This is a genomic window from Nonomuraea sp. ZG12 (assembly GCF_052068115.1).
GTDB lineage: Bacteria > Actinomycetota > Actinomycetes > Streptosporangiales > Streptosporangiaceae > Nonomuraea.
The window spans coordinates 39,684-64,968 of record NZ_JBQHCW010000036.1 but is presented as its reverse complement, the minus strand read 5'-3'; the positions used below and the strand labels follow the sequence as shown (position 1 = coordinate 64,968).

The following is a 25,285-nucleotide window of genomic DNA, read 5'->3' as shown; positions in this document are numbered from 1 at the left end:
CCAGGCTCGAACCGCGCCGGCTTCGACAACGCCAGCTCCACCAGCTCCTGCGGCCGGTAGGTCCTGAACCGGTCGTCCACCCACTCCCGGCCCGACCAGACGATCCCCGGCACGAACTCGGGGTAGTAGTCGCCGGTGAAGTTGAACACCCCGCTGGTGTGCTGCAACAACATCCGCACCGTGATCCGCTCGTCCAGCCCGAGCTCGGGCAGATAGCCCGCCGCCGGGTCATCCAGCCCGATCCTGCCCTCCGCCACCAACTGCAGCACCACGGTCGCGGTGAAGGTCTTGGTGTTACTACCGATCCGGACATGCCCGTCCGTCGACGGCTTCACAGAACCACCCAGCTCGGCCACACCCGCGCTGCCGGCCCACTCACCCCGCTCATCACGCACCCGCAACGACACCCCCACGAAACCAGCGTCGACGACCTCCTCGATCACCTTCTGCAACTCCGCACGTTCCTGCCCCGCAGCGGCCACACCAAGGGCTGCGGTGATCTTGCGGGCCATCTCCGCCACGACAGGGCTGGGCCCGCCCTTCTGCGGCCGGGCGGCGGCTTCGATGGCGACGATGACGGTCCTGCGGAAGTTGTCGGCCTCGGCCGGGTCCCGCTGCCGCAACAGGCTCATGGCCGCCGTCAGGGCCGGCAGCACCACGTCGGCCAGCTCGGCCACGGACTTGCCGTACTGCACGCCCTTGGGCGCCTTGGCGAGCACGTGCCCGACCACACCGGTCGCCGACGTCAGGGCGACGGAACCTTCGGTGGCGACCTTGTGCGCCGAGCCGGCGGCACCAGCGGCCGACATCAACGAGACGGCACCCCACGCGGCCGTACGCAGAGTGAGCTTGTCCTGGTCGGTAAGGGTGAGGGACATGGTGATGCGCTCCTTCGGATCTGAAGACCAAGTGAACGGAGCCGCGATCGCTGAACCGTTCATGGCGTCCACGATCGCCAACCGCTCTGATACCGGGCTGTCGCCGTCCTGACGCGGCCGCTGACAGCGCTGCGCGAAGCCCACCGGCCCCTGGTCAGGGGTTCACAGGCGCCGCACAGCGACGGCACACGTCCCGTACAGGCCGGCGGCCGACAGTTGGCGGGTGAACCGGATGAAGAGAACGCGACCGATGACCTTCCCCACGACGCCCCCGACGCCCGCAGGACCGCGGGGCGTGACGCGCGTCAGGGGGTGGCTGCGCGGGCGGGCGGACGACGCCGCCTGGGTCCGCCCGGTCCTGCTGGCGCTGCTGCTGGCCACGGCGGTGCTCTATCTGTGGGGGTTGGGCGCCTCCGGCTGGGCGAACTCGTTCTACGCGGCGGCGGCGCAGGCCGGATCGCAGAGCTGGACGGCCTTCTTCTTCGGCTCGTCCGACGCCGCCAACTCGATCACCGTCGACAAGACCCCCGCCTCCCTGTGGGCGATGGCGCTGTCGGCGCGACTGTTCGGCGTCAACGCGTGGAGTCTGCTGGCGCCGCAGGCGTTGATGGGCGTGGCCACCGTCGGGTTGCTGTACGCGACCGTCCGCCGCTGGTACGGCCCTGCGGCGGGGCTGATCGCCGGGGCGGCGACCGCGTTGACGCCGGTGGCCGTGCTGATGTTCCGTTTCAACAACCCTGACGCGCTGCTGGTGCTGCTCATGGTCGCCGGCGCGTACGCGATCGTCCGGGCCGTGGAGAGCGGTGCGACGAAGTGGCTGGTCTGGGCCGGCGTCTTCGTCGGGTTCGGTTTCCTCGCCAAGATGCTCCAGGCGCTGCTGGTGGTCCCGGTGTTCGCGCTGGTGTACCTCGTCGCGGGACCGCCCAAGCTGGGCCGGCGCGTCTGGCAGCTGCTCCTGGCGGCGGTCGCGCTGGTCGCGTCCGCCGGTTGGTACGTCGCCGTCGTCGAGCTCGTCCCCGCCTCGATGCGCCCCTACATCGGCGGCTCGCAGAACAACAGCCTGCTGGAGCTGACCCTCGGCTACAACGGCCTGGGCAGGCTGAACGGCAACGAGGTCGGCAGCGTCGGCGGCGGGCAGGGCGGCGGCTGGGGCGAGACCGGCTGGACGCGGATGTTCGACGCCGGGCAGGGCGGTCAGATCGCCTGGTTGCTGCCCGCCGCGCTCATTCTGCTGGTGGCGGGCCTGGTCGTGACCGCACGGACGGCGCGTACGGACCGCACTCGGGCCGGGTTCGTCCTGTGGGGCGGCTGGCTGCTGGTCACCGCCGGGGTGTTCAGTTTCATGGCGGGAATCTTCCACGCCTATTACACCGTCGCGCTCGCCCCCGCCGTCGGCGCGGTGACCGGTATGGGCGCGGCGATGCTGTGGCGGCGGCGGACCGACCCGCGGGCGGCCCTGGTCGGCGCCACGGCGGTGGCGGTGACGGGCTGGTGGTCATTCGAGCTGCTCGGCCGCAGCGACACCTTCGTGCCGTGGCTGCGCTGGCCGGTGCTGGTCATCGGGCTGCTCACCGCCGCGGGGCTGCTCGTGACCGTACGACTGCCCGCGCGGGTGGCCGGGCCGATCGCGGCGGCGGCGCTCGTGGTCGTCCTGGCCGGGCCCGCGGCGTACGCGATCGACACGGCGGCGACCCCGCACGGCGGCTCCATCCCGTCGGCCGGACCCGCCGTGGCGGGCGGCTTCGGCGGGCGCGGCGGGCCCGGCCGCGGCTTCGGGCCGTACGGGACCGGCGCGCTGCGCGGCATGCCGCAACCGGGAGAGTGGCGGGGTGCGACGGCGCGCGGGCCGCGCGGCGGCGGCATGAGCGGGCTGATCAACGGCTCCACGGCGAGCGCGGACATGGTCGCGCTGCTCAAGCGCGACGCCGCCGCGTACACGTGGGTGGCCGCCGCGATCGGCTCCCAGAACGCCTCGGGCTACCAGCTGGCCACCGGCGCGCCGGTCATGGCCGTCGGCGGCTTCAACGGCAGCGACCCCTCGCCCACCCTGGCGCGGTTCCAGAAGTACGTGGCCGAGCGGAAGATCCACTACTTCATCGGCGGCGGCCCAGGCGCCGGACCTGGCGGGGGACCAGGCCGTGGAGCTCGCGGTGGCAGCAATGCCGGCGCGGAGATCTCCGCCTGGGTCGAGGCCACCTTCACCGCCACCACGGTCGGCGACGTCACCGTCTACGACCTGACATCCCCCTGACCGGCCTGCGGAGCGCCGCCAGGCGGATTTCCGCAGGTCGCGCCCCGTTCACAGGGCGGCCACAGCAATGCCACAACTGCGGGAAAGCCGCCGGACCGAAGGTGAGGCCATGAGCCCTTCGACGCTTCCCGCGCACGTCGCGGCCACGGCTTCCGCAGGTCACCACGCCCCGGTGCTCGATGTCGTGGTCCCCGTCCACAACGAGGAGCACGACCTCGAACCGTCCGTACGCCGTCTGCACGCCCACCTGTCGGACGGCTTCCCCTACCCCTTTCGCATCACGGTCGCCGACAACGCCAGCACCGACAGGACCTCGCGGATCGCCGCAGCGCTCGCCGCCGAGCTGCCGGAGGTGGCCTTCGTACGACTGTCGGCCAAGGGACGCGGCCGGGCGCTCAAGCACACCTGGTCGGCCTCCGACGCGCAGGTCCTGGCGTACATGGACGTCGACCTGTCCACCGATCTGGCCGCCCTGCTGCCCCTGGTGGCCCCGCTCATCACCGGCCACTCCGACCTGGCGATCGGCTCCCGCCTGTCGCGCGGATCCCGGGTGACGCGCGGCCCCAAGCGGGAGATCATCTCGCGCTGCTACAACCTGCTGCTGCGGGGCACGCTCGCCGCTCGCTTCTCGGACGCGCAGTGCGGCTTCAAGGCGGTGCGCGCCGATGTCGCGGCCCGGCTGCTGCCCCTGGTGGAGGACACCGGCTGGTTCTTCGACACCGAGCTTCTCGTTCTCGCCGAACGCGCCGGACTGCGCATCCACGAGGTGCCCGTCGACTGGATCGACGACCCGGACAGCCGCGTCGACCTCCTGCCCACGATCATGGCCGACGTCAGGGGCATCGCCCGGCTGGCCAGGGCGCTGGCGACCGGCCGCCTGCCTCTGGCGGGCCTGCGCGAGCAGCTCGGGCGCTCCCCGCTGCCCGTGGCGGGCGTGCCCGCCGGCCTGCCGGGTCAACTGCTGCGCTTCGCCGCCGTCGGCACCGCCAGCACGCTCGCCTACCTGCTGCTGTACGCCCTGCTGCGTGGGACGACCGGCGCCCAGGCGGCGAACCTCGTCGCCCTCCTCGTCACCGCCGTGGCGAACACGGCGCTCAACCGCCGGCTCACCTTCGGCGTCCGTGGGCCGGGCCGGTGGTGGCGGCAGCAGGCGCAGGGGCTCATCGCCTTCACCGCGAGCCTCGCCCTGACGGGCGGCGCCCTCGCCCTGCTGCACGCCGCCGACAGCGCGCCGCCCCGGCCGCTGGAGTTCGGGGTGCTGGTGACGGCGAACCTGGCCGCCACCTGCGTGCGATTCCTGCTTCTGCGTACGTGGGTCTTCGGCAGGAGCCTCTAGGCAGGATCCGGGCCGCCGGTGTTCCACGCCGGCGGCCCCGGTCGCGTGGGGTGTCTCGCGAAGGGAGCGCCGAGTCCGATCGCCGGCAGGATGGCTTGGTCCACGATGTCGGCCAGGTCGGCTTCGGTGGGTGGGGCGCCGTCGATCAGCCGTTTGGTGACGAGCGCTTCGCCGATGTCGGCCACCACAGGGGTGAGCAGGTCCGCGGGGAAGTGGCCTCGTTCGGCATAGTGACGTAGCACGGTGCTGGTGAAGGTGCCGCCCTTGGTGGCGAAGACCCGCTCGAACAGCGCCTCGGAGACCTTCGGCGCGCCCATGGGGTCGGTGAGGATGGCCGCGACCGCGCGGCCTGCCGGGCTGAGCGTCCACGTGACCATGAGCTGGAGCGCTCTGATGAGGTCGCCGCGCAGGTCGTCGGCTCCGGGGGCCGGCTCCTCGATCGGATGCGAGTGGTAGAGGGCGTCCAGGAGCACCTCGATCGGGTCCGACCAGCGGCGGTACAGCGTGGTGCGGGGGGTGGCCGCGCGCCTGCCGATGCCCTCCATGGTCAGTCGCCCGACGCCGACCTCCACCACTTCTTCCAGCACCGCCGCGTGGATGGCATTGATCAGCTCTTCGCCGCGCCGCCGGGTCCGGCCGCCGTGCTCGCCCATCGTCGCCCCCTGTCCGGCTACAGAGCTGCATCTTATCGGCGAGAGATTTAGCTACAGATCTGTATCTTAATGCCGAAAATAAGCTACATTGGTGTATCCAATCACCTGCCACTTCCTGGGGAGACCCATGTCCACCATCACCCCGGCCCCTGTTCAGGGGGCCGTGCCGCTCGCCGAGCGGTCTCCGGCTCCCGACCTCGCCCGAGGGCTCATGCTGCTGCTCATCGCGGTGGCCCACGCGCACATGTACCTGTCCGGGCACCCGGCGGGCTTCCGCGGCTACACCCTGGACGGCGGCACCCTCGACCGGGTGGTGGCCGGGATCCAGATCCTCCTGGTGGACGGACGCGCGCTGCCGATGTTCGCCGGCCTGTTCGGCTACGGCTTGGTCCAACTGGCCGACCGGCGGCTGGCCGCGGGAAGCGGCTGGCCGGAAGTCCGGCGCGTCCTGCGGCGCCGGAGCCTGTGGCTGCTGGCGTTCGGGTTCTGCCACGCGCTTCTGCTGTTCTTCGGCGACATTCTGGGCGCGTACGGCCTGATCGGGCTGGTGCTCATCGGGTTCATCCGGCGCAGCGACCGGGCCCTGCTCTGGGCCGCCGGCGTGGGGGCCGTCCTGCACGTCGCGGTGATGGCCCTGTTCGGGCTGCTCACCGTGACCGCTGAGAAGGGCGACACGCCCGCCGCCATGGCCGATCCGCTAGGGGCCGCCGTGACGCGGATGATCGGCTGGACCGCGATGACTCCCACCTACTTCGCCATGAGCGTCGTGCCCGCCTTCCTGCTCGGGATCTGGGCGGCTCGCCGCCGGTTGCTGGAGGAGCCGGCGGCGCATCGAGGGCTGTTGTCGCGGACCGTCATCGCGGGCACGCTGATCGCGGTCGCCGGCGGGCTGCCGCTGACGCTGATCGACACGCGGCTCTGGATCCCCTCGGACGCGATCGGCGTCTCGGCGTACGCGCTGCACAGCGTCACCGGAATCGCCGGCGGGCTCGCGTACGCCGCGCTGGTGGGACTCGTCGCGGCCGGGATGGAGCGCGACAGGCGGCGGCGCGGCGCGGTGACCCGCGCGCTGGTCGCGTGCGGCCAGTGGTCGCTCACCTGCTACCTGCTGCAGTCGGTGGTCTTCGTCCTGCTGTTCACGCCGTACCTCGGCGGGCTCGGCACCAGCGTCGGCGACGCCGCCGCGACCGGCGTCGCCGTGCTCACCTGGCTGGGGACCGTGGTGCTGGCGGCGGCGCTGTCCCGTACGGGTCGGCGTGGCCCGGCGGAGACCGCGCTGCGGCGGCTGACGTACGGGTTCGGCCGGAGTACGCCAGAAGCACACCGCGTGGCGTAGGCGCCGAGTCGCCTTCTGCGCGCAGCACGCATCCACCCCCTGACGTCGAGGGCAAGCCGTGAAGAGGCGGTGATGTGTTAACTTGGCCGTATGGCTAAGTTAGGCGATCGGCCAAGTTCGGCCCGGGGGAGTCGGCGTCGGGAGCAACTGGTGGACGCCGCCATCGCGCTGCTGTGCGAGGGGGGCTGGCAGGCCGTCACCACGCGTGGGGTGGCCGAGCGCGCCGACACCAACGCCGGCCTGATCCACTACCACTTCGGCGGGCTGCCGGGCCTGCATGCGGCGATCATCCGGCGAGCGGGGGAGCTGGTCATCAACCCCCTGGTCGCCGAGCTCCTCGACGCGGCGGACGAATGGGCGGCGCTGGCCGCCGTGCACCGGCTGCTGCCGGAGACCACCGGTGACGAGCGGACGGCGCGGCTGGCCGCGGAGCTGCTGGCGGGAGCCACCCGCGACCCGGCCCTGGGCGAGGTGCTGCGCGACCAGCTGCGCGAGGCCCGGACCCAACTCGCCGGGCGGATCCGGCAGCTGCGCCCCGCATGGTCGCCCGAACGGGCGACAGGGGTGGCCACGCTGGTCGCCGCGCTGATCGACGGGCTGATGCTGCACTACATGATCGACCACGAGCTGCCGGTCGGTGAGGCGCTCACCGGGGTGGCTGACCTGCTCAGGAACGGAAAGGACTGAACCATGCGGATCATCCAGAAGCCCGCCCCGCCGACGGGGCTGCGCCGCAGGCTGTGGCGCCTGCCCATCCAGCTGTACCGGCTGGGGCTGGGCCCGCTGCTGGGGCAGCGGATCATGCTGCTCACCCACCTCGGCCGCGTCTCCGGCCGGCCGCGCCAGGCGGTCATCGAGGTCGTCGAGCACGATGAGCGCGGCTGGGTGGCGGCCTCCGGGTTCGGGCCGCGCGCCGACTGGTACCAGAACGTCATGAAGACCCCCGACGTCACCATCCAGGTCGGCGGTCGCACCCTGCCGGTGACGGCCACCCCGCTGCCCGCCGGCGAAGGCGCGGAGCTCATGGCACGGTACGCGCCGCGCCACCCGGCCGCCGCCCGCCGGCTTTCCAAGATCATGGGGTTCGAGGTGGACGGCAGCGTGGGGGATTACCGGGAGGTCGGCCGGCTTGTTCCGTTCGTACGGTTCATCCCCAGGTCGACCGGGACCTGACTCAGTAGCTGAACGTCGTCGCCCCGTCGCCGATCCAGCGCCACATGACCACGGTGCCGCCGATCTCGGCCGGCTTGATCAGCTGCCCTTCGTCGAGGCCCTTGGCGTTGAAGCAGATCGGGCAGACCAGGAAGGTGCCGCCCGCGTTCACGTACCGCTCGACCAGGTCGGGCAGCGGCGGGCAGCCGGCGCAGGCCACGCCGGTGGCGACGCCGCTCAGCGCCAGCCGCACGGCCTCCTTGGTGAGGAACATCAAGGTCGGCCGGCCCTCTTCGGCCGCGCCGACCGCGACCAGGAACGCCACGGTGACCCGCTCGGCGTCCTCCAGGCCGGTCGTCAGACTTATGACTGCTTTTCCTGACATGTGGCTCTCCTTCGCTCATGTGCTCACCCATGAGCGTGCGCGACGCGTGACCGGCGGCCCAGTACTGATTTTGTAGCGGCGAAGACCGCCCTTCCGCGAGGAAGATGGGGCCATGAAGCGCTATGGCCAGTACTGCCCGGTCGCACGGGCCGCCGAGATCCTCGCCGAGCGATGGACGCTGCTCGTCATCCGCGAGCTGCTCTGGGGCGAGGACCGGTTCAACGCCATCGCCCGGGGAGTCCCCCGGATGTCGCCCTCACTGCTCGCGGCACGGCTGCGCGAGCTGCAGCGGACCGGCCTGGTGGTGCGCACCATGATCGACGGCGAGCCCCGATACCGGCTCACGCCGGCTGGGGAGGAGCTGCGGCCGCTGGTGGAGCAGCTGGGCGCGTGGGGGGTGCGCTGGATGCACGACCTGCGCCCGGACGAGTTCGACCCCGTGCTGCTGATGCTCCACATCCAACGCGAGTCGCAGGCGGCCCGCATGCCCGAGCGGGCGACCACGGTGCAGCTCCACTTCCGGGACGCGCCGGCCGGGCAGCAGCACTGGTGGCTGGTGCTGTCCCGATCCGGCGGCGCCGACGTGTGCGACACCGACCCGGGCTTCCCGGTCAGCGTGTGGCTGGAGACCGAGGTGCCGACCCTCACCCGCGTCTGGCTGGGCGACCTGAGCTGGGCGGTGGCGTTACGCGACGAGGTGTTGCTGCTGACGGGCGACCACACCGCCTGCCGCGCGCTGCCCCGGTGGCTGGACGTCAGCCCGTTCGCCGCCGTCGAGCGGGCCGCGGTGCCGTTGACCCGCTGATGCCGAGGAGGGTAGCGGGCGACAATGATTATCGTTAGTGTGTCGCGTTAGGTTCACCTAACTCGACGCGAAAGGGTGGCCATGTCCACCGTCTTATCAGCACGGAAGGCGCCGTCGGTGCTGGCTCCCGCCCGTGCCACCCTGATCGGCTGCGCCGTGCTGACCGGTGTCAGCGCGCTCGCCGGGATGGCGCCGCTGGTCGCCGTCGTGGAGATCAGCCGCCGGCTGCTCCACGGGGACACCGACGTGTGGCCGATCATCGTCGTCGCGCTCGTGGCCCTGGCCGTCAAGCAGCTCGGCACCTTCGGGGCGGGGGTGCTGACGCACCTGGCCGACATCCGGGTGTCGTTCCGCATCCGCCGGGACCTGCTCGCCAAGCTGCGCAGACTGCCGCTCAGCTGGTTCACCGACCGCAACTCCGGCACCGTGAAGAAGATCGTGGAGGACGACGTCGCGGCCCTCCACCAGCTCATCGCCCACTCCGTGGTGGAGGTCACGGCCGCAGCGGTGCCGCCCGTGGTGGCCATCGGCTACCTCCTCGTCGTCGACTGGCGGATGGCCCTGGTCAGTCTGCTCCCGCTGGTGATCGGCCTGATCGCCTACCAGCGTGCGATGGCCGGGGCGGGGACGAAGTATCCGGAGTTCATGGCCTGGCTGACCCGGCTGAGCGGCGCCGCGGTCGAGTTCGTCAACGGCATCGGGGTCGTCAAGGCGTTCGGTACTCCGGGCACGGCCAGTCGCCGCTTCCAGGAGGTGTCGCAGAGCTTCGCGCGGTTCTTCCTCGACTGGGCCAGGTCGACGAGCGTCGCGAGCGTCATCGCGGAGATCCTCATCTCGCCGCCGAGCGTGCTCGTCGTCATGGCGGCCGTGGGAGGCGTGCTCACCGCCGCCGGCCAGCTGCCGCTGGTGAGCCTCGTCGCGTTCCTCGTCTTCGGGACCGTCACCACCGCGGGGCTGATGACCGTCATGATGTCCGTGCACCCCCTGGTCACCGCGCTGGGCGTGGCGCGCGGCATCCGCGAGGTCCTTTCCGGCCCCGAACTGCCCGTGCCGGCCGACCCGGTGGTGCCCGATGCCGGCGCCTCCGGACCGGTGGTGCGGATGCGCGGGGTCCGGTTCGCCTATGGCGACACGGTCGCGCTCGACGGCGTCGACCTCGACCTCGAACAGGGCACGGTCACCGCGCTCGTCGGCCCCTCCGGATCCGGCAAGTCCACGCTGGCCAAGCTGCTGCCCCGATTCGACGACCCCCAGGAGGGATCGGTGCGGTTGCACGGCGTCGATCTGCGGAGCATCGATCCCGCCGAGCTGTACCGGCACGTCGCCTTCGTCTTCCAGGACGCGACCCTGCTGCGGATGAGCATCCGGGACAACATCCGCCTGGCACGGCCCGACGCCTACGACGCGGCCGTCCGCGCCGCGGCCGGCCAGGCGCAGATCCTGGACCGGATCGAGGAACTGCCGCGCGGCCTGGACTCCCTGGTGGGCGAGGACGCGGAGTTGTCCGGAGGCGAGCGGCAACGGGTGTGCATCGCCCGGGCGATCCTCGCCGACCGGCCGGTGCTCGTGCTGGACGAGGCCACCGCGAGCGCCGACCCCGACAGCGAGGCGCGCATCCAGGACGCGCTCAGCGAGGTCGCCCGGGATCGCACCGTGCTCGTCATCGCACACCGGCTGAGCACTATCCGAGGCGCCGACCAGATCGTCGTGCTCGACGGCGGCCGCGTGGTCGAGCGGGGCCGGCACGACGAGCTGCGTGCCCGCGACGGGCTGTACGCACGGTTGTGGGACCACGATCAGCGGGCGCGCACCGACGCCGCTCAGGGGCTGGAGGCGCAGAGATGATCGCCATGATCCGTTACCTGTTCGAGCTGCTCGACCCGCGCGGCCGCCGGCACCTGCGCGTCATGCTGGCGGCCCAGGCCGGCCAGGGAGTCCTGCAAGGGCTGGGGTTCCTGTTCGTGGCCCCGCTCGTCGCCACCCTCGCGGCGTCGCCCGCCGACTGGGGCGGGTTCTGGTTCTGGCTGGGGGCGATCGTCACCGCGGTCGCCGCTCACCACGCGCTCCTGGCCTGGAGCACCTCCCTGGGCTACCTCGTCGGGACGGACGTGCTCACCGGCTTCCACGAGCGGATCGGCAACCATCTCGCGGTGCTGCCGATCGGCTGGTTCCGCGGCGACCGGACAGGGCCGATCGGGCGGATGCTCGGCAAGGGCACCATGGACATCGCCAACATCCCCGCGCACCTGCTGCGCCACGTCGTCGTCGGGCTGACCGCGCCGGTGACCATGATCGCGGGCAGTTTCGTGCTCGATCGGCGGATCGGCGTCGCCTTCGCCGTCGGGGCGGTGCTGTGCGCGCTCGCGCTGCGGCTGCTCATGGTGATCGTGCGCCGCAACGACGACGACTACGAGCGTGACATCGGCGCGACCGCGTCGCGGATCGTCGAGTACGCGCGCCAGCAGCCGACGCTGCGCGCCTACGGCGTGCTCGACCGGCCGGAGCTCGGCACGCTGGAGGAGTCACTCGTCCGCCAGCAGGGCTCGCAGTCCCGGCTGACGATCCGCGGGGCGTGGGGGCTCATCGCCTTCTTCGGCACCCTGCAGCTGGTCGTTACGGCCGTCATCGCGCTCACGGTCGCCTTCACCCTGCAGGGCACCATGACCGTCGCGGTCATGATCGGCCTGCTGATCGTCACCCTGCGCATGCTCGACCCGATCTCCCAGCTCGGCGAACTCGCCGGTCACGTGCAGGTCAACGCCGACGCCATCGGCCGGGTGCGCGCGCTGCTCGCGGTGCCGCCGCTGCCCGAGCCCGACCGGCCCGCCGAACCGGCCGGCTCCGACATCGAGTTGCGCGGCGTACGGTTCGGCTACGACGACGGCCCCACCGTCATCGACGCGGTCGACGCGGTCATCCCCGCCGGCAGCTTCACCGCCGTCGTCGGCCCGTCCGGCTCGGGCAAGAGCACCCTGCTGAAGCTCATCGGCCGCTTCTACGACGTCGGCGAAGGCTCGATCCGCATCGGCGGCCACGACGTACGCGAGCTCGGCAGCGCCGGGGTGTCCCGGCTGACGGCGCAGGTGTTCCAGGACGTCTACCTGTTCGAGGGCACGATCGCCGACAACCTCCGCATGGCCGCCCCGGACGCCTCCGACGCCGACCTGGAGCGGGTGGCGCGCGTCGCCCGCCTGGACGAGGTCGTCGAGCGCCTGCCCGACGGCTGGGAGACCCGGGTCGGCGAGGCGGGGTCCACCTTGTCCGGCGGGGAGAAGCAGCGGGTCTCGATAGCCCGCGCACTGCTCAAGGACGCGCCGATCGTGCTGCTGGACGAGGCCACCGCCGCTCTCGACCCGGCGAACGAGGCGGCCGTCGCCGACGCCATCGGCGTGCTCGCCCGCGACCGTACCGTCCTCGTCGTCGCCCACCGCCTGTCGACCGTCGTCGCCGCCGACCGGATCCTCGTCCTGGAGCGGGGGCGGATCAGCGAGCAGGGCGATCACGACACCCTCCTCGCCGCCGGCGGCACCTACGCGCGCTTCTGGAACGAGCGGGTCCGCGCTCGCGGCTGGCAGCTCCGCTGACGCCCTCCACCACGGAAGGAACCCCCATGGCCGCCACCCACAGCCTCGACCTGCGCATGAGCCCGAAAGACCTCATCAACATCGGCGTGTTCGGCGCCCTCTATCTCGTCATCGTGTACGCGATCAACATGCTCGGCTTCATCAACCCGGCCGTCATGCTCGTCGCCCTGGCCGCGAGCATCGTCGCGGGCGGGATCCCGTTCACGCTGTTCCTCACCCGGGTCCGCCACGCGGGCATGGTGACGGTCTTCGCGATCGTCACCGCCGGGATGCTGCTGCTCACCGGACATCCGCCGATCAGTTTCGCGATCACCGTCGGGTGCGCGCTCATCGCCGAGGCGATCATCTGGGCGGGCCGCTACCGCTCCCGCCGGCTGAGCGTGCTCGCCTACGCCGTCTACTCCGCCTGGTACGCCGGGCCGCTGATGCCGCTGTTCTACGCCCGCGACGACTACTTCTCCAGCCCTTCGATGCAGGTGATGGGAGCCGACTACATCAGCCAGATGCAGGCGTTGCTGTCTCCCGTGACGCTGGTCGCGTTCGACGTCTCCACGGTCGTCTTCGGCCTGGCCGGCGGAGTGCTCGGCCTGCGGCTGACGCGCAAGCACTTCGAGAAGGCGGGACTCGCGTGACCTCCGGCGGGCCAAGCGCGTGAGCGGCGTCGCACTCCGGCTGGACCCCCGTACCAAGGTGGCGCTGGTGCTCGGCGCGAGCCTGGTCGTCATGGCGCCGGGCGGCGCGTCCGCGCTGCCCGCCGCTCTCGTCCTGGGCACGCTCCTCGCGCTCAGTGAGAGGGCGTGGGCCCGCGCGCTCGCCCTGCCGCTCGTCGCCGCCGCCATCGCGGCCGTCGCCTATTTCCTGCCGCCGGCGATGCCGCATCCCGTCATCGCGATGCTCGCCACCATCGCGGCGTTCCTGCTCCGGTTCGTCGCCATCGGCGGTATCGCGCTGCACCTGATGCGCACCACCACGCCCACCGAGCTCACCGCCGCTCTGCGCGCCGCCCGCGTCCCCCGCGCCATCACCGTCCCCGCCGCCGTGATGCTCCGGTTCCTGCCCACGATCGTCGCCGAGGCCCGTGCCGTGCGCGATGCCATGCGCCTACGGAGGATCGGCGGGTGGGGCGGCATGCTGCGCCATCCGGCACTGAGCATCGAGCTCTTCACGGTTCCGCTGATCGCCTCCAGCCTGCGCGTCGCCGAGGACCTCTCCGCCGCCGCGCTGCTGCGCGGGCTGGGCTCGGCCACGCGGCCCACCGCCCTGCGCCCGCCGCGCCTCGGGCCCGCCGACCTCGCCGCCGCGCTCGTCGTGGCGGCGCTGAGCACCGCCACCCTGCTGTGGGTGACCGGCCGATGATCCTCATCAAGGATGTGCGCTGGACCTACTCCGGCGCGGACGCGCCCACCCTCGACGGCCTCTCCCTGCGTGTACGGCGAGGGGAGACGGTCGTGCTGTGCGGCCCGAGCGGATCCGGCAAGAGCACCGCGCTCAGGCTCATGAACGGGCTCATCCCGCACTTCCACGAAGGGCGGCTCGACGGCGTCGTGCACCTCGACGGGCAGGCCGTGACCGACCTGTCGCTCGATCGGCTCGGCCGCCGCACCGGCACCGTGCTCCAGCATCCCCGCCGCCAGTTCTTCACCGACGGCACCGAGACCGAGTTGGCCTTCGCGCTGGAGAACTTCGGCGAACCCCCGGAGAGCATCCGGGCCCGCGTCAGCGCGACGCTCGACGAGCACGGCCTGCGGGACTTCACCGGCCGCCGGCTGCAGGACCTGTCCGGCGGCCAGCAGCAACAGGTGGCCTGCGCCGCCGCGTCCGCCCACCGCCCGTCTCTGCTGCTGTTCGACGAGCCCACCTCCAACCTCTCGGCCGCCGCGATCGGACGCTTCACCGCCACGCTCGCCCGGCTGCGCGCCGACGGGGCCACCATCGTCATCGCCGAGCACCGGCTGCACTTCCTGCGCGGCCTCGCCGACCGGGTCATCGCCATGCGCGAGGGCCGGGTCGACGCCGAATGGTCAGGCGAGGAGTTCGCCGCCCTGGACGACGACGCCCTGAGCGCGGAAGGCCTCCGCGGCCACACTCCGCCCGCGCGCCGGACACCCCCATCGGCCCATGCGCGCGGGCCGAGCGTCGATCGTGCCGCCGCGCCTGCCAGGGCCGGGGCGGCCGCGACCGGCCTGACCCTGCGCGGCATCCGCTGCGCCTTCCGCGGCCGCCGGGTGCTCGACATCGAGGAGGCTCACCTGCCTCCGGGAACGATCATCGCGATCACCGGGCCGAACGGCGCAGGCAAGAGCACCCTGGCCCGGATCCTCACCGGCCTGCAACGCCACGAAGGGGACGTACTTCTGGACGGGCGGCGACTCGGCCGGACCCGACGTCAGCGGTGCAGCGCGATCGTCATGCAGGACGTACAACGGCAGTTGTTCACCGACAGCGTCGAGGCCGAGCTCCGGCTGGGCGCCGGGCCGGACCTGGGCTCCCGCTCCCGCGAGCTGCTGCGGGATCTGGGCCTCGACTCCCTGGCCGGCCGCCACCCGCTCTCCCTGTCCGGCGGGCAGCAGCAGCGACTCGTCGTCGCGGCGGCTCGGCTCAGCGCCCGCCGGATCGTGGTGTTCGACGAGCCGAGCTCCGGCGTCGACCGTCGTCACCTGCACTCCATCACCCAGGTCATGCGCGACCTCGCCGCCGATGGCGCCGTCGTGCTCCTCGTCAGCCACGACGACGAACTCCTCGCCCTGGCCACCGACCAGGAGCTCAAGCTGCGTCCTGTCGACTCGCTCTGGCGCTGAGAGGGTGAAGGCGGACAAACTGTGAGAAGCCGTCATACCTAGCGCCCGCAGGAGTCTTTGTGACCGATGAGTCGGCCTCTCCCCGACGTCCTTCCGCGGAGATCGACACCACCACGCCACATCAGGCCCGAGTCTGGAACTTCCTGCTCGGCGGAAAGGACTATTACCAGGTCGACAGGGCTACCGCCGAACATCTTGAGCAGCACGTCTATCCCGGAATCAAGGACATCGCCCTCCACGCCCGCGCCTTTTTAGGACGTGCCGTTCGTTATGTGGCCGAAGAGGCAGGAATCCGACAATATCTGGATATCGGGACGGGGCTACCCACGGCGGACAACACCCACGACGTCGCCCAGCGAGTGGACCCGACCAGCCGCATCGTCTACGTCGACAACGACCCGCTGGTGCTGGTCCACGCCCAAGCCCTGCTCGCCAGCCACCCCGACGGCGCCTGCGACTACATCGAAGCCGACGTACGCGACCCGGACGCCATCCTGACCCACGCGGCCAGAACGCTGGACCTCAGCCGGCCGACCGCGCTCATGCTGCTCGGCGTGATGGGCACGATCACCGACAACGAGCAGGCGTACGCGCTGACGAAGCAGCTGATGGCGGCCCTGCCGTCGGGCAGCTACCTGATCCTCGAAGACGGCACGAACACCGTCAAGCCGAAGGAGGCCGCGGAGGCCGCGCACCTGGTGGAGGAGGGGCAGGTCTACGACTATCGGCTCCGCACTCCCGAGGAGATCACGCGCTTCTTCGACGGTCTGCGGCTCATCGATCCGGGTGTCGTGTCGGTCTCCCGGTGGGGGGTGGAGTCCGAGGTGTTCGGCGTTCCCGAGATGGTGGACGCGTACTGCGGTGTCGCCGTCAAGCCGTGAGTCCCCGATCCGTTCGCCCGACGCGCGGGTCTACGCGGGCCGGGCGCAGGCCGTTGACGGCCTCACCGAGGCTGATCTCCAGGTAGCTGATGCGGTCGGTCGCGATGAGCATCGTGGCGCCGCCGGAGATGGCGGTGAGAATCTCGGTGGAGGCGTGGTCGACGTCGATCCCGGCGGCGATCTCGCCACTGTCCCTGAGCGCCCGCACGCCGGCGGCTATGTGGGCCTGCCACCGGTCGTACAGATCGATGATGATCTCGCGCACGGCCGGGTCGGCCAGGCCCAGCAGGCCGGTGAGCGCCGACAGGGGGCATTTCTGGCGTTGGGTGGCGTATTTGTCGATCACGCGCTCGCGCCAGGCCTCCCATTTGGGCCAGGTCGTCAGGTCGCCGAGCATCGGCTGCTGGTCGGCCAGCACCTGATCGGCCTCATGCCGGGCCACCGCCAGCAGCAGGTCCGCCTTGCCGGCCGGGAAGTAGTGGAACAACTGGCTCTTGCTCGTCGCGGTGACCGCCCGGATGTCGTCCAGGCCCACGGTGGCGGGGCCGCGCTCGCGCATCAAAAAGGCCGCGCCCTGGACGATCCGCTGCCGGGTGGCAGCACCTTTCGGCGTCAGCGTACGCATGCGGGACCTTCCGGGGGGAGCGGTCATCGTCCGGGACCAGCATACCGATAGTGGACCCATCAGTCCGGTTTCGGCTCAGTCGTCGAGGAGCCGCCAGGCGATGAGGGCGAGCCTGGCCCGGGTCAGCCCGGTGGGCTCGGTGAGGTCGATGCCCAGGGTTCTGCCGAGGTGTTCGAGGCGGCGGGCGACGCTGCTGTGGTGGAGGTGGAGCAGGTCGGCGGCCCGGCGCAGGGAGCCGGTGGCGCAGTAGACGTCCAGCGTGTCCAGATCTTCGGGGTTGCTGGCGATCCGGGCGATGGCGATCACGTCGGCGTTGTCCCGCGCGGCGTCCTGCGGCACCTCCGCGAGCAGTGCCAGCACGCCCAGGTCGGCGTAGTGGACGACCGGCCGGCGTGGGGTGGCGAAGCGGAGGGCGGTACGGGCTTCGCGCCAGGATCGCTCGGGGCTCTCGGCGGCGCCGATGCCCGCGTGCACCCCTGCCGGGAAGCGGGCCGGGTCCATGGTGGTGGCCAGGATGACGCCCACGTCGGCCACCGGTGCCGCCTTCACCAGGCGAGCCGGGCAGACCAGGCCGCTGACCTGGTCGAGGGGAAGCCGCGACCGTACGGCGACGACACGGACCGGCATGCCGGCGGCGAACCCGAGCAGCCGCAGCGCCCGCGCCCTGGCCGCGTCGTCGTTCTCGGAGCTGATCACCAGCTCGATCAGGGCGGGATCGGCCATGGTGGTGCGGGCCGGGCCGTACCGCTCGACGACGCCCGCGGCGGCGATGGCGAGCCGGTCCAGCAGCACCTCGTCCAGGGGATTCGGCGGGCCGGGGCGTTCGAGCCAGACCGTGCCGATCTCCTCCTCGTCGAGGGTGATCGGCTCCGTGGTGGAGGCGGGCAGCGGCGGGCCGGACGCCTCCCTGCCGTCGGGCGACATGCGGATCGCCCGCCCCGTGCCGTGGAGCCGGATCCCGGCCACGCACTCGGCCAGGCCCGCCGAGGCCCGCGCGAGCGCAGGGAGATCCACCCGCCGGCGCATCAGCGTGTCGTAGAACATGACGACCCGGATCGCGCCCCCGGCCTCCGTATCGAGGTGCGACAGCCGTACAGCCAGTGCCTCCATGACAGGAGGATAGGGGCTGCCCGGCGGAAAGCCGTGCGCCGATCGGCGCGTGATCGGGGCCGGAATCCCGACAGATGGCGCGGGCTCTCGGGGGTGACGACCCCGAGGATGGTGGGCATGGATCCCGAACTCGAAGCATTCGTCCCGCTGTTCCCCCGGGCCGACCTGGGCGACCCTGTCACCGCGCGTGCGGGCTTCGCCCAGCTGGCCACCGCGTTGCCTGCACCGGACACCTCGGCCATGGAGGTCGAGGACCGCACGGTGCCCGCCGATCCGGGCGTGCCGGTGCGCATCTATCGGCCGCACCTGGCGCAGGGCGCCATCATCTGGATGCACGGCGGCGGATTCGTCATGGGGAACCTGGACACCGAGCACCCGTGGGCCGCCCGGCTGGCCGACGGCTCCGGCGCGGTGGTGATCTCTGTGGGGTACCGCCTGGCCCCCGAGAATCCGTTCCCGGCCGCTCTGGACGACGTCCACGCCGTCCTGACCTGGACGGCTCAGCACGCGGCCGAGCTCGGCATCGACCCGGCGCGGATCGCGGTCGGCGGTCACAGCGCCGGCGCGGGGCTCGCGGCCGCGGTGGCGCTGCGGACGCGGGACGAGCAGGGGCCACCGATCTGTTTCCAGCTGCTCAACCAGCCCGGTCTCGACGACCGGCTGCAGACGTGGTCGGCGCGGAACTTCACCGACACCCCCTGGATGAACCACGACAAGGCCGCCCAACTGTGGGGGCACTATCTAGGGTCCACGCCCGCCACACCGTACGCCGCCCCGGCGCGGGCGACCGATCTGTCCGGTCTGCCACCCGCCTATGTCGCCACCGCGGAGTTCTGCCCGAACCGCGACGAGGACATCGACTACGCGCTGCGCATGCTGCAGGCGGGGGTGTCGGTCGAGTTGCACCAGTGGCCCGGCACTTTCCACGGGTCGCAGGCCATCCTGTCCGCCGAGGTGTCGCAGCGGCAGATCGCCGAGCTGGGCGCCGCCCTGCGCCGCGCCCTGGCCGCATGAGATGACAGGGCTGCTGCGCGCCTACGGGTGGGGTTTCGCCACCGTGGTGATCCTGCAGGTGATCGGCGCGGTCGCGGGGCTGGCGCCGCTGCTGGCGGTGGTCGAACTGGGTCGCACGCTGCTGTCGCCCGGCCCGATCGATCATGGCCAGGTCTGGCTCGCCGTGACCGTGGGTGCGGTCGGCCTGTTCGTCCGGCTGCTGTTCACGGCCGCGTCGTCCGGGCTCGGGCACATCCTGGACGACCAGGTACAGCTGTCGTTACGCCGGCAGTTGGCGGCGCGGCTCGGACGCGTACCGATCGGCTGGTTCTCCCGGCGCCGGACCGGCGAGCTGACGAGGGTGGTGGGGGAGGACGTGAGCGCCGTGCACCCGTTCATCGCCCACGCCCCCGGCGAGCTCGTCTCCGCGTTCGTGGTGCCGCTGGTGTCGCTGGTCTATTTGTTCGCCGTCGACTGGCGGCTCACGCTGATCACGCTGATCCCGGTACTGATGGCGGTGGCTCTCGTCCCGCTGCTGATGCTCCCCGCCCGGCTGCGCGAGCAGGAGGAGTTCGACGCGGCCATGGGGCGGATCGCGAGTTCGGTCGTCGAGTTCGTGCAAGGGATCTCGGTGGTCAAGGCGTTCGGCGGAAGCGCGCGTGCCCACCGCAGGTTCCTCACGGCCGCCGACGACTTCGTCAGCGTCTTCCTGCGGTGGGTGCGCGGCATGTCCGTGGTCGCCGCGGGGATGCAGCTGGCGTTGTCGCCGCCGTTCGTGCTGCTCGTCGTGCTGATCGGCGGTACGGCTCTGATCACGTCCGGCGGCATGGCGCCGGCCGATCTGCTGCCCTTCCTGCTGCTGGGACTGGGCCTGACGGCTCCGGTGGCGGCGCTCGGCCACGGCTTCGACGACATGCAGGCCGCCGGCCGCGCGGTCGGCCGGATCCGTGACGTGCTGGAGGTGCCGTCGCTGCCGGAGCCCGCGCACCCGGTCACACCCCAGGGACACCGGGTGGAACTGCGTGACGTTCGTTTCCACTACGAAACCGGTCACGAGGTGCTGCGCGGGATCGACCTGGTGCTCGAACCGGGGACGGTCACCGCGATCGTGGGGCCGTCGGGAAGCGGGAAGTCCACGCTGGTCCAGCTGTTGCCGCGGTTCTTCGACCCGACCCACGGCTCGGTCGTCCTGGGCGGCGTCGATCTGCGCGAGATCGGCAGCCGGGAGCTCTACCGGCTGGTCTCCTTCGTCTTCCAGGACGTTCGCCTGCTGCGCGCCTCGGTCGCGGACAACATCGCGCTGGCCGTACCGCATGCCGGCCGCGACGACGTGGTGCGCGCCGCCCGGCTGGCCGCCGTTCACGATCGCATCGCCGAACTGCCGCGCGGCTACGAGTCGGTGATCGGTGAGGACGCCCGGCTGTCGGGCGGCGAGGCACAGCGGATCGCGCTCGCCCGCGCGCTGCTCGCCGCCACGCCGGTGCTGGTGCTCGACGAGGCGACGTCCTTCGCCGACCCGCAGACCGAGCAGGCGGTGCGCCGGGCCCTGGCGACGCTGAAGGGCGAACGGACGATCCTGGTCATCGCCCATCGCCTGGAGACGGTCGCCGACGCCGACCTCGTCGTGATGCTGGAGAACGGGTCGATCGTCGAGCGCGGCAGGCCCGCCGAGCTGCTGGAACAGGACGGGAAGTTCGCCGCTTTCCGGCGAGCCCACCGATCGGCGATCACCCACTACGAGGGCGTACCGCAAGGAGGCGAGCCCCGATGATCCGCATGCTGCTGCGCGTGCTGGGACACGAGTACGCCCAGGCGATGCGCCGCACCGTGGCCCTGATGACCTTGACGGCGATAGCCGAGGGGCTGTCCTACGCGCTGCTGTTTCCGGTGCTGCGGGCACTGTTCGGCAGCGAGCCCGCGGATGCGCGGCCCTGGCTGATCGCGTTCGGCGCCGCGGTCGCGGGCTACGCGGTGCTGCGCTACATCAGCGATCTGTCCGGGATGCGAGTCGGGACCACGATGTTGCGCGGCATGTATCACCGGCTCGGCGAGCATCTGGCCCGGCTGCCCATCGGCTGGTACACCGCCGGCCGGGTCGGCGAGGTGTCCGTCATGGCCGGCCGCGGCCTCCTGGCGGCGATGGGCGTGGCGGCGCATCTGCTGGGCCCGTTCATCTCCGCCCTGGTGACTCCGCTGACGATCGTCGCCGTGATGCTCGCCTTCACCTGGCAACTGGGCCTGGCCGCGTTGGTCGCCGCGCCCGTCGTGGCGGCGATCCAGGCCTGGACCGCGCGCTCGATGTCCGCCGCCGACTCCGAGCGTCACGAACGCGACCATGAGGCCACCGGGCGGGTCATCGAATATCTCCAAGCCCAGCCGGTGCTGCGAGCCGGCGGCCGGACCGCCGAACGCTTCACGTTGCTGGACGACTCGCTGCGGGAGGTCCAGCGCGCGTCCCGCCGGACGGTGCTGGCGGCGCTGCCGGGCACGGTGGGACTGACGCTCGCGGTGCAGACGATCTTCACCGTGCTGCTGACCCTGGGCGCGTACCTCGCGCTGGGCGGGAGCATCGGCGCGGCGGAGGTGCTGGCGATCCTGGTGCTCGCCGCCCGGTGCGCCGATCCGCTGCTGTCGCTGTCGGACATCGGCGGCAAGCTCCGCGGCGCGCGGTCCGAGCTGGACAGGCTCGACAAGGTGTTGCGCACCGAGCCGCTGCCGGAGGCTCCCGATCCGGTCCAGCCCGCGGGCCATGACCTGGAGTTCGAGTCCGTCACCTTCCGGCATGGCGACCGTACGGTGTTCGACGACGTCTCGTTGTCCGTGCCGGAAGGACAGCGGCTCGCCGTCGTCGGGCCGTCGGGGGCGGGCAAGACCACGTTGCTGCGGCTGCTCGCGCGGTTCTACGACGTGGACGCGGGCGCGGTGCGCGTGGGAGGCGTGGACGTACGTGCCATCGACACCGAGGCGCTGATGGCCCGGATCGCCATCGTCTTCCAGGACGTCTATCTCTTCGACGGCACGATCGAGGAGAACGTCCGTCTCGGCCGTCCCGATGCCGGTGAGGCCGAGGTGCGCGCGGCGGCGACCGCGGCGCGGCTGGACGAGGTGATCGAGCGGCTGCCCGGCGGCTGGGCGGCGAACGTCGGCGAGGGTGGCGCGCTGCTGTCAGGCGGTGAGCGCCAGCGGGTCTCGATCGCGCGAGCGCTGCTGAAGAACGCGCCCGTCGTGCTGCTCGACGAGGTGACCTCCGCCCTGGACCCGGTGAACGAGGCCGCCGTGCACGAGGGTGTCGAGCGCCTGCTGGCGGGCCGGACGGTGGTGATGGTGGCGCACCGGATGCGGACCGTCCAGCGCGCCGACCGCGTCGTCTTCCTGGACGGCGGCCGGATCGTGGAGGAGGGCGGCCACGACGAGCTGCTGCGCCGAGGCGGTCGTTACGCCGACTTCTGGCACCTGTCCATGACACCGGTCGCAGGTGAATGAGCCGGTTCGTGCTGCTCGACCGGCCCGAGCTCCCGCCCCAGGGCGGGCAGCTCGGTCGGCGTGCCGGTCAGCGCAGCCGGCGGATCTTCAGGACGTTGTCCGTACGTGTTCCCGGCGTCCCGTCCGGCGTGTTCTGGATACGCTCGTGCTCCTCGCAGAGCAGCACCTCCCACTCCCCGTCCGCCGGCTCGATGGCCCGCAGGACCTCCTTGGGGGTGTGGAAGTGCACGTCCGGGTGCGGATCCTGCTGCCAGGACGGCCAGCCGGCGTGCCCGGTGACCAGAAGCACCCCGCCGGGGGCGACGGCCGAGGCGGCGGTGCGCAGGATCCGCTCCTTCGGCATGTCGCCGTAGGAGTGCAGGAAACTGGCGGAGACCAGGTCGAAGACCCCTTCGGGGAAGGACATGCCGAGGTCGTGGCGCTGCCAGTCGATGAGGTCGGCGACGCCCGCCTGCTCCGCGTGCCCGGCGGCGCGTTCGAGGGCCACCCCGGAGATGTCGACGGCGGTGACGCGCCAGGATCGGCCGGCGAGCCAGATGGCGTCGGCACCTTCGCCGCATCCCAGGTCGAGGGCGGTGCCCGGCTTCAGGTCCGCAGTCTCGCGGACCAGGATGGCGTTGGGGTTCCCGCTCCAGACCTGCGGCCGCTCACCGTAGTGGGAGTCCCAGAACTCCTGTTGCGCCCGCCGGGCGGCGACGGCGAGACGGGTGTCCTCGGCGACCAGGTCGCCGTTGATCGCCCCCGCGGCGCGCAGGCCCGCGGCGGCGGCGGTGATGACCACGTCGGTCAAGGTCGCGACGTTGCCGGCGACCCAGACACCCGGCACCTCCGTCGCCCCCGCCGGGTCGGCGGGCACGTAGGTGCCGACCGCGTGCCCGAACATCTCCTGCTCGACCGTCTCCAGGCCCAGGCTCTCCAGCACGCCGGCGCGGGCGGTGGCGCGGGCGGCGACGATCACGGCGTCGGACGGGATCACCCGGCCGTCGGCCATGGCCATCCCGGTGAGCCGGTCGTCGGTCACGTCCAGGGCGCTCACCTTGCCCCGCACCACGGTGATGTCGCGGGCGGCGAGCTGCTCCGCCTGCTCGGCGGTCAGGTCCGGCGCCGTGTGCTGGAGCAGCGTCACCCGGTCGCTCCACTGCCGCCACAGCAGCGCCTGATGCACCGCGATCGGGCCGGTGCCCAGGATCGAGATCCGCTCGCCGCGCACCTCCCAGCCATGGCAGTAGGGGCAGTGCAGCACCTCGCGGCCCCACCGCTCGGCGAGCCCCTGCACCTCGGGCAGCTCGTCCACCAGCCCGGTGGTCACCAGCAACCGCCGCGCCAGGACCGAGGACCCGTCCGCGAGCGTCACCCGGAAGTCGCCCTCCTCCAGACGCTCGGCCGCCACCACGGCACCGGACAGGATCTCGCCGCCGTACCCGGTCACCTCCTCGCGGCCGATGGCCAGCAGCTCGGACGGAGGGGTGCCCTCACGCCCGAGGTAGTTGTGAACGTGGGACGCGGGGGCGTTGCGCGGCTGACCGGCGTCGATCACCAGCACCGACCGGCGCGCCCGGGCCAGCGCGAGCGCACCGCTCAACCCAGCGGCGCCGCCGCCCACGACCACCACGTCGAATCGCTTGTCCCCGTTGCGCGGGATGTCTGTTGTCGTCATGCGTAGATGGTCGGCTCAACGCCGACCGTACGGCAAATTCTCTTGCTGGTTCGGCAAAAACGGCCGTTACTTCTCCGCCGTGCCGGGGTTCGCGCTGATGGACTCCTGATAGAGGTCCGCGTAGGTGCGCGAGTCCTTGACCAGGTCGTCGCAGAAGGCGGCGACGTCGGTGCCGATGAGTTCGAGGACTCCCTTGCCGGCCGCGACACCCTCCTCGAAGAAGTCGACGATCCCGGAGAGCAGGGACCCGTCGGACATCTCGATCGGTCCGATCTTGAAAAGGTAGCGCTGGATTTCCTTATAGACGATCTGGTAGTCCGGCGGGAGCGCCTTGACCCGCGCCACGTGCGCCCGCCACTGCTTCTTGCCCTCGATGATGTCGTGGATGCCCACATCAGCCTCCCAGCCGGCCCAGTTTCCTTGCGACGTTCCTGTTCAACTGCTCGCGCCACCGGTCGCGATAGGTCCGGGCCCCTTCTCCGCCGGCCAGCGCCGCGCAGAAACCCTGGATGTCGTCACCCAGCACCTCGTGAACGCTCTGCCCATCGGCCGCTGTCTCTTCGAGCAGCCCCAGAGCACCGTCGAGAATCGGCATCAGGTTGCGACCTGTGAAGTTGCCGTAAGGAAAAAGATGGCACTTGATCTGTTCCCAGGCCGCCCGGTAGTCGGCCGGCAAGGCCTCGGCCCGTACTTCGAACGCCTTCCACTCCCTGGTGAGATCGCTGCCCGTCATGGTCTCCCAGATGTTCATCTCCCGCCCTCCTTGAGCTTGTCGATCCGTGAGGTGACGTACTCCCATTTCGCCCAGAACTTCACGAGTTCTTCGCGCCCCGCGTCGTTGAGCGCGTAGAACTTGCGCGGAGGGCCCAGTCCGGACGGTCGTTTGGTCACCTGGACGAGCCCGTTCTTCTCCAGCCGCAGCAGGATGGTGTAAACCGTCCCCTCGACGACGTCGGCGAAGCCGAGCTCGTTCAGCCGACGCGTGATGGCGTACCCGTAGGTCTCCTCGCTGCCGATGATTTCGAGCACGCAGCCCTCGAGCGTGCCCTTCAGCATCTCCGTCAGGTCGTCCATCGTGGGTCCTCTTCGATCTGGTGGCATGCGGTAGTACCGAGTACTACAGAGTAGTGGGCCGGGCACAGACCTTCAGCTACCTAGCGTTGCTTACTACTGGTACAAAGTATCACTGACTACTGGTATATAGCAACACTGAATAGCTGAAGGCGCAGTGTCCCCTTGCGCGAGGGTGAAGGAGCGGCCGGGCGTGGCGGGGATCCCGATCTTTTGGACGACCGGCTGGTGATCGCCTCGTCGAACCAGACGTCTTCGACATAGGTGACGTGCCAGGAGCGACACTC

Annotated in this window: 24 protein-coding genes; 15 read left to right on the top strand and 9 right to left on the bottom strand. The window is 71.4% G+C overall.

Features of this window, described 5'->3' with window-relative positions:
* A partial coding sequence (locus ACTMTF_RS45660) for a serine hydrolase domain-containing protein (RefSeq protein WP_441116345.1) occupies nt 1–878 on the bottom strand: 878 nt, incomplete at its 3' end.
* A gap of 295 nt (nt 879–1,173) precedes the next feature.
* Here ACTMTF_RS45660 and ACTMTF_RS45655 point away from each other — a divergent pair.
* A complete protein-coding gene (locus tag ACTMTF_RS45655) occupies nt 1,174–3,129 on the top strand; it encodes a glycosyltransferase family 39 protein (protein ID WP_441116344.1) in 1,956 nt (651 codons plus the stop codon).
* Between the two features lie 109 nt (nt 3,130–3,238).
* A complete protein-coding gene (locus ACTMTF_RS45650; protein ID WP_441116343.1) occupies nt 3,239–4,465 on the top strand; it encodes a glycosyltransferase in 1,227 nt (408 codons plus the stop codon).
* Here ACTMTF_RS45650 and ACTMTF_RS45645 read toward each other — a convergent pair.
* Nucleotides 4,462–5,118, bottom strand: a complete 657-nt coding sequence (locus ACTMTF_RS45645) for a TetR-like C-terminal domain-containing protein (protein WP_441116342.1) — start codon at nt 5,116–5,118, stop codon at nt 4,462–4,464. The genes ACTMTF_RS45650 and ACTMTF_RS45645 overlap by 4 nt on opposite strands.
* Nucleotides 5,119–5,245: 127 nt before the next feature.
* On the opposite strand from ACTMTF_RS45645, the gene ACTMTF_RS45640 reads away from it, so the two are divergent.
* The 3 genes from ACTMTF_RS45640 (at nt 5,246) to ACTMTF_RS45630 (ending at nt 7,627) form a co-directional block, all read left to right on the top strand.
* The gene (locus tag ACTMTF_RS45640) at nt 5,246–6,454 is read left to right on the top strand and encodes a DUF418 domain-containing protein (protein WP_441116341.1); all 1,209 of its coding nucleotides are present in this window, start codon (nt 5,246–5,248) and stop codon (nt 6,452–6,454) included.
* Nucleotides 6,455–6,604: 150 nt separating this feature from the next.
* Entirely contained in the window at nt 6,605–7,141 is a 537-nt protein-coding gene (locus tag ACTMTF_RS45635) for a TetR/AcrR family transcriptional regulator (RefSeq protein ID WP_441116340.1), read from the top strand.
* A gap of 3 nt (nt 7,142–7,144) precedes the next feature.
* The gene (locus ACTMTF_RS45630; protein WP_441116339.1) at nt 7,145–7,627 is read left to right on the top strand and encodes a nitroreductase family deazaflavin-dependent oxidoreductase; all 483 of its coding nucleotides are present in this window, start codon (nt 7,145–7,147) and stop codon (nt 7,625–7,627) included.
* Nucleotide 7,628: 1 nt separating this feature from the next.
* Here ACTMTF_RS45630 and ACTMTF_RS45625 read toward each other — a convergent pair whose 3' ends face one another.
* Nucleotides 7,629–7,991 carry a DsrE family protein gene (locus tag ACTMTF_RS45625; RefSeq protein ID WP_441116338.1) on the bottom strand — a complete coding sequence of 121 codons (363 nt, stop codon included), beginning with the start codon at nt 7,989–7,991 and terminating at the stop codon, nt 7,629–7,631.
* Between the two features lie 112 nt (nt 7,992–8,103).
* Between ACTMTF_RS45625 and ACTMTF_RS45620 the strand changes: the two genes are divergently transcribed.
* The 7 genes from ACTMTF_RS45620 to ACTMTF_RS45590 all read left to right on the top strand — a co-directional run bounded on the left by ACTMTF_RS45620 (nt 8,104) and on the right by ACTMTF_RS45590 (nt 16,059).
* Entirely contained in the window at nt 8,104–8,796 is a 693-nt protein-coding gene (locus ACTMTF_RS45620) for a winged helix-turn-helix transcriptional regulator (protein ID WP_441116337.1), read from the top strand.
* A gap of 81 nt (nt 8,797–8,877) precedes the next feature.
* Nucleotides 8,878–10,641, top strand: coding sequence for an ABC transporter ATP-binding protein (locus ACTMTF_RS45615; RefSeq protein ID WP_441116336.1), 1,764 nt, complete (start codon nt 8,878–8,880; stop codon nt 10,639–10,641).
* Nucleotides 10,638–12,380, top strand: a complete 1,743-nt coding sequence (locus ACTMTF_RS45610) for an ABC transporter ATP-binding protein (RefSeq protein ID WP_441116335.1) — start codon at nt 10,638–10,640, stop codon at nt 12,378–12,380. Before ACTMTF_RS45615 ends, ACTMTF_RS45610 begins: the two co-directional genes overlap by 4 nt.
* A gap of 26 nt (nt 12,381–12,406) precedes the next feature.
* The gene (locus ACTMTF_RS45605; protein WP_441116334.1) at nt 12,407–13,012 is read left to right on the top strand and encodes an MptD family putative ECF transporter S component; all 606 of its coding nucleotides are present in this window, start codon (nt 12,407–12,409) and stop codon (nt 13,010–13,012) included.
* 19 nt (nt 13,013–13,031) lie between these two features.
* A complete protein-coding gene (locus tag ACTMTF_RS45600) occupies nt 13,032–13,736 on the top strand; it encodes an energy-coupling factor transporter transmembrane component T family protein (protein WP_441116333.1) in 705 nt (234 codons plus the stop codon).
* Nucleotides 13,733–15,178 (top strand): ABC transporter ATP-binding protein, encoded by a 1,446-nt coding sequence (locus tag ACTMTF_RS45595; RefSeq protein WP_441116332.1) that lies wholly within the window; start codon nt 13,733–13,735, stop codon nt 15,176–15,178. Before ACTMTF_RS45600 ends, ACTMTF_RS45595 begins: the two co-directional genes overlap by 4 nt.
* A 59-nt stretch (nt 15,179–15,237) precedes the next feature.
* Nucleotides 15,238–16,059 carry an SAM-dependent methyltransferase gene (locus ACTMTF_RS45590; protein WP_441116331.1) on the top strand — a complete coding sequence of 274 codons (822 nt, stop codon included), beginning with the start codon at nt 15,238–15,240 and terminating at the stop codon, nt 16,057–16,059.
* Here ACTMTF_RS45590 and ACTMTF_RS45585 read toward each other — a convergent pair.
* Complete coding sequence (locus tag ACTMTF_RS45585) at nt 16,049–16,684, bottom strand: TetR/AcrR family transcriptional regulator (protein WP_441116330.1); 636 nt, start codon at nt 16,682–16,684, stop codon at nt 16,049–16,051. The genes ACTMTF_RS45590 and ACTMTF_RS45585 overlap by 11 nt on opposite strands.
* Nucleotides 16,685–16,759: 75 nt before the next feature.
* Nucleotides 16,760–17,794, bottom strand: coding sequence for a PucR family transcriptional regulator (locus ACTMTF_RS45580; RefSeq protein ID WP_441116329.1), 1,035 nt, complete (start codon nt 17,792–17,794; stop codon nt 16,760–16,762).
* A 117-nt stretch (nt 17,795–17,911) separates the two neighbouring features.
* On the opposite strand from ACTMTF_RS45580, the gene ACTMTF_RS45575 reads away from it, so the two are divergent.
* Genes ACTMTF_RS45575 through ACTMTF_RS45565 form a run of 3 tightly spaced genes read left to right on the top strand, consistent with a single transcriptional unit; the run spans nt 17,912 to nt 22,270 of the window.
* Entirely contained in the window at nt 17,912–18,808 is an 897-nt protein-coding gene (locus ACTMTF_RS45575; RefSeq protein ID WP_441116328.1) for an alpha/beta hydrolase, read from the top strand.
* A 1-nt stretch (nt 18,809) separates the two neighbouring features.
* Nucleotides 18,810–20,558 (top strand): ABC transporter ATP-binding protein, encoded by a 1,749-nt coding sequence (locus ACTMTF_RS45570; RefSeq protein WP_441116327.1) that lies wholly within the window; start codon nt 18,810–18,812, stop codon nt 20,556–20,558.
* Nucleotides 20,555–22,270, top strand: coding sequence for an ABC transporter ATP-binding protein (locus ACTMTF_RS45565; protein ID WP_441116326.1), 1,716 nt, complete (start codon nt 20,555–20,557; stop codon nt 22,268–22,270). Before ACTMTF_RS45570 ends, ACTMTF_RS45565 begins: the two co-directional genes overlap by 4 nt.
* A gap of 67 nt (nt 22,271–22,337) precedes the next feature.
* Here the strand turns inward: ACTMTF_RS45565 and ACTMTF_RS45560 are convergent, their stop codons facing one another.
* From ACTMTF_RS45560 to ACTMTF_RS45545, 4 genes are all read right to left on the bottom strand, one after another.
* Nucleotides 22,338–23,927 carry an FAD-dependent oxidoreductase gene (locus ACTMTF_RS45560; RefSeq protein WP_441116325.1) on the bottom strand — a complete coding sequence of 530 codons (1,590 nt, stop codon included), beginning with the start codon at nt 23,925–23,927 and terminating at the stop codon, nt 22,338–22,340.
* A gap of 66 nt (nt 23,928–23,993) precedes the next feature.
* The gene (locus tag ACTMTF_RS45555) at nt 23,994–24,320 is read right to left on the bottom strand and encodes a DUF1048 domain-containing protein (RefSeq protein WP_441116324.1); all 327 of its coding nucleotides are present in this window, start codon (nt 24,318–24,320) and stop codon (nt 23,994–23,996) included.
* A gap of 1 nt (nt 24,321) precedes the next feature.
* Nucleotides 24,322–24,678, bottom strand: coding sequence for a DUF1048 domain-containing protein (locus ACTMTF_RS45550; protein WP_441116323.1), 357 nt, complete (start codon nt 24,676–24,678; stop codon nt 24,322–24,324).
* Nucleotides 24,675–25,001: a PadR family transcriptional regulator gene (locus ACTMTF_RS45545; RefSeq protein WP_397015089.1), complete on the bottom strand. Its 327-nt coding sequence runs from the start codon at nt 24,999–25,001 to the stop codon at nt 24,675–24,677. The genes ACTMTF_RS45550 and ACTMTF_RS45545 overlap by 4 nt, the downstream gene beginning before the upstream one ends.
* Between the last annotated feature and the right edge of the window lie 284 nt (nt 25,002–25,285).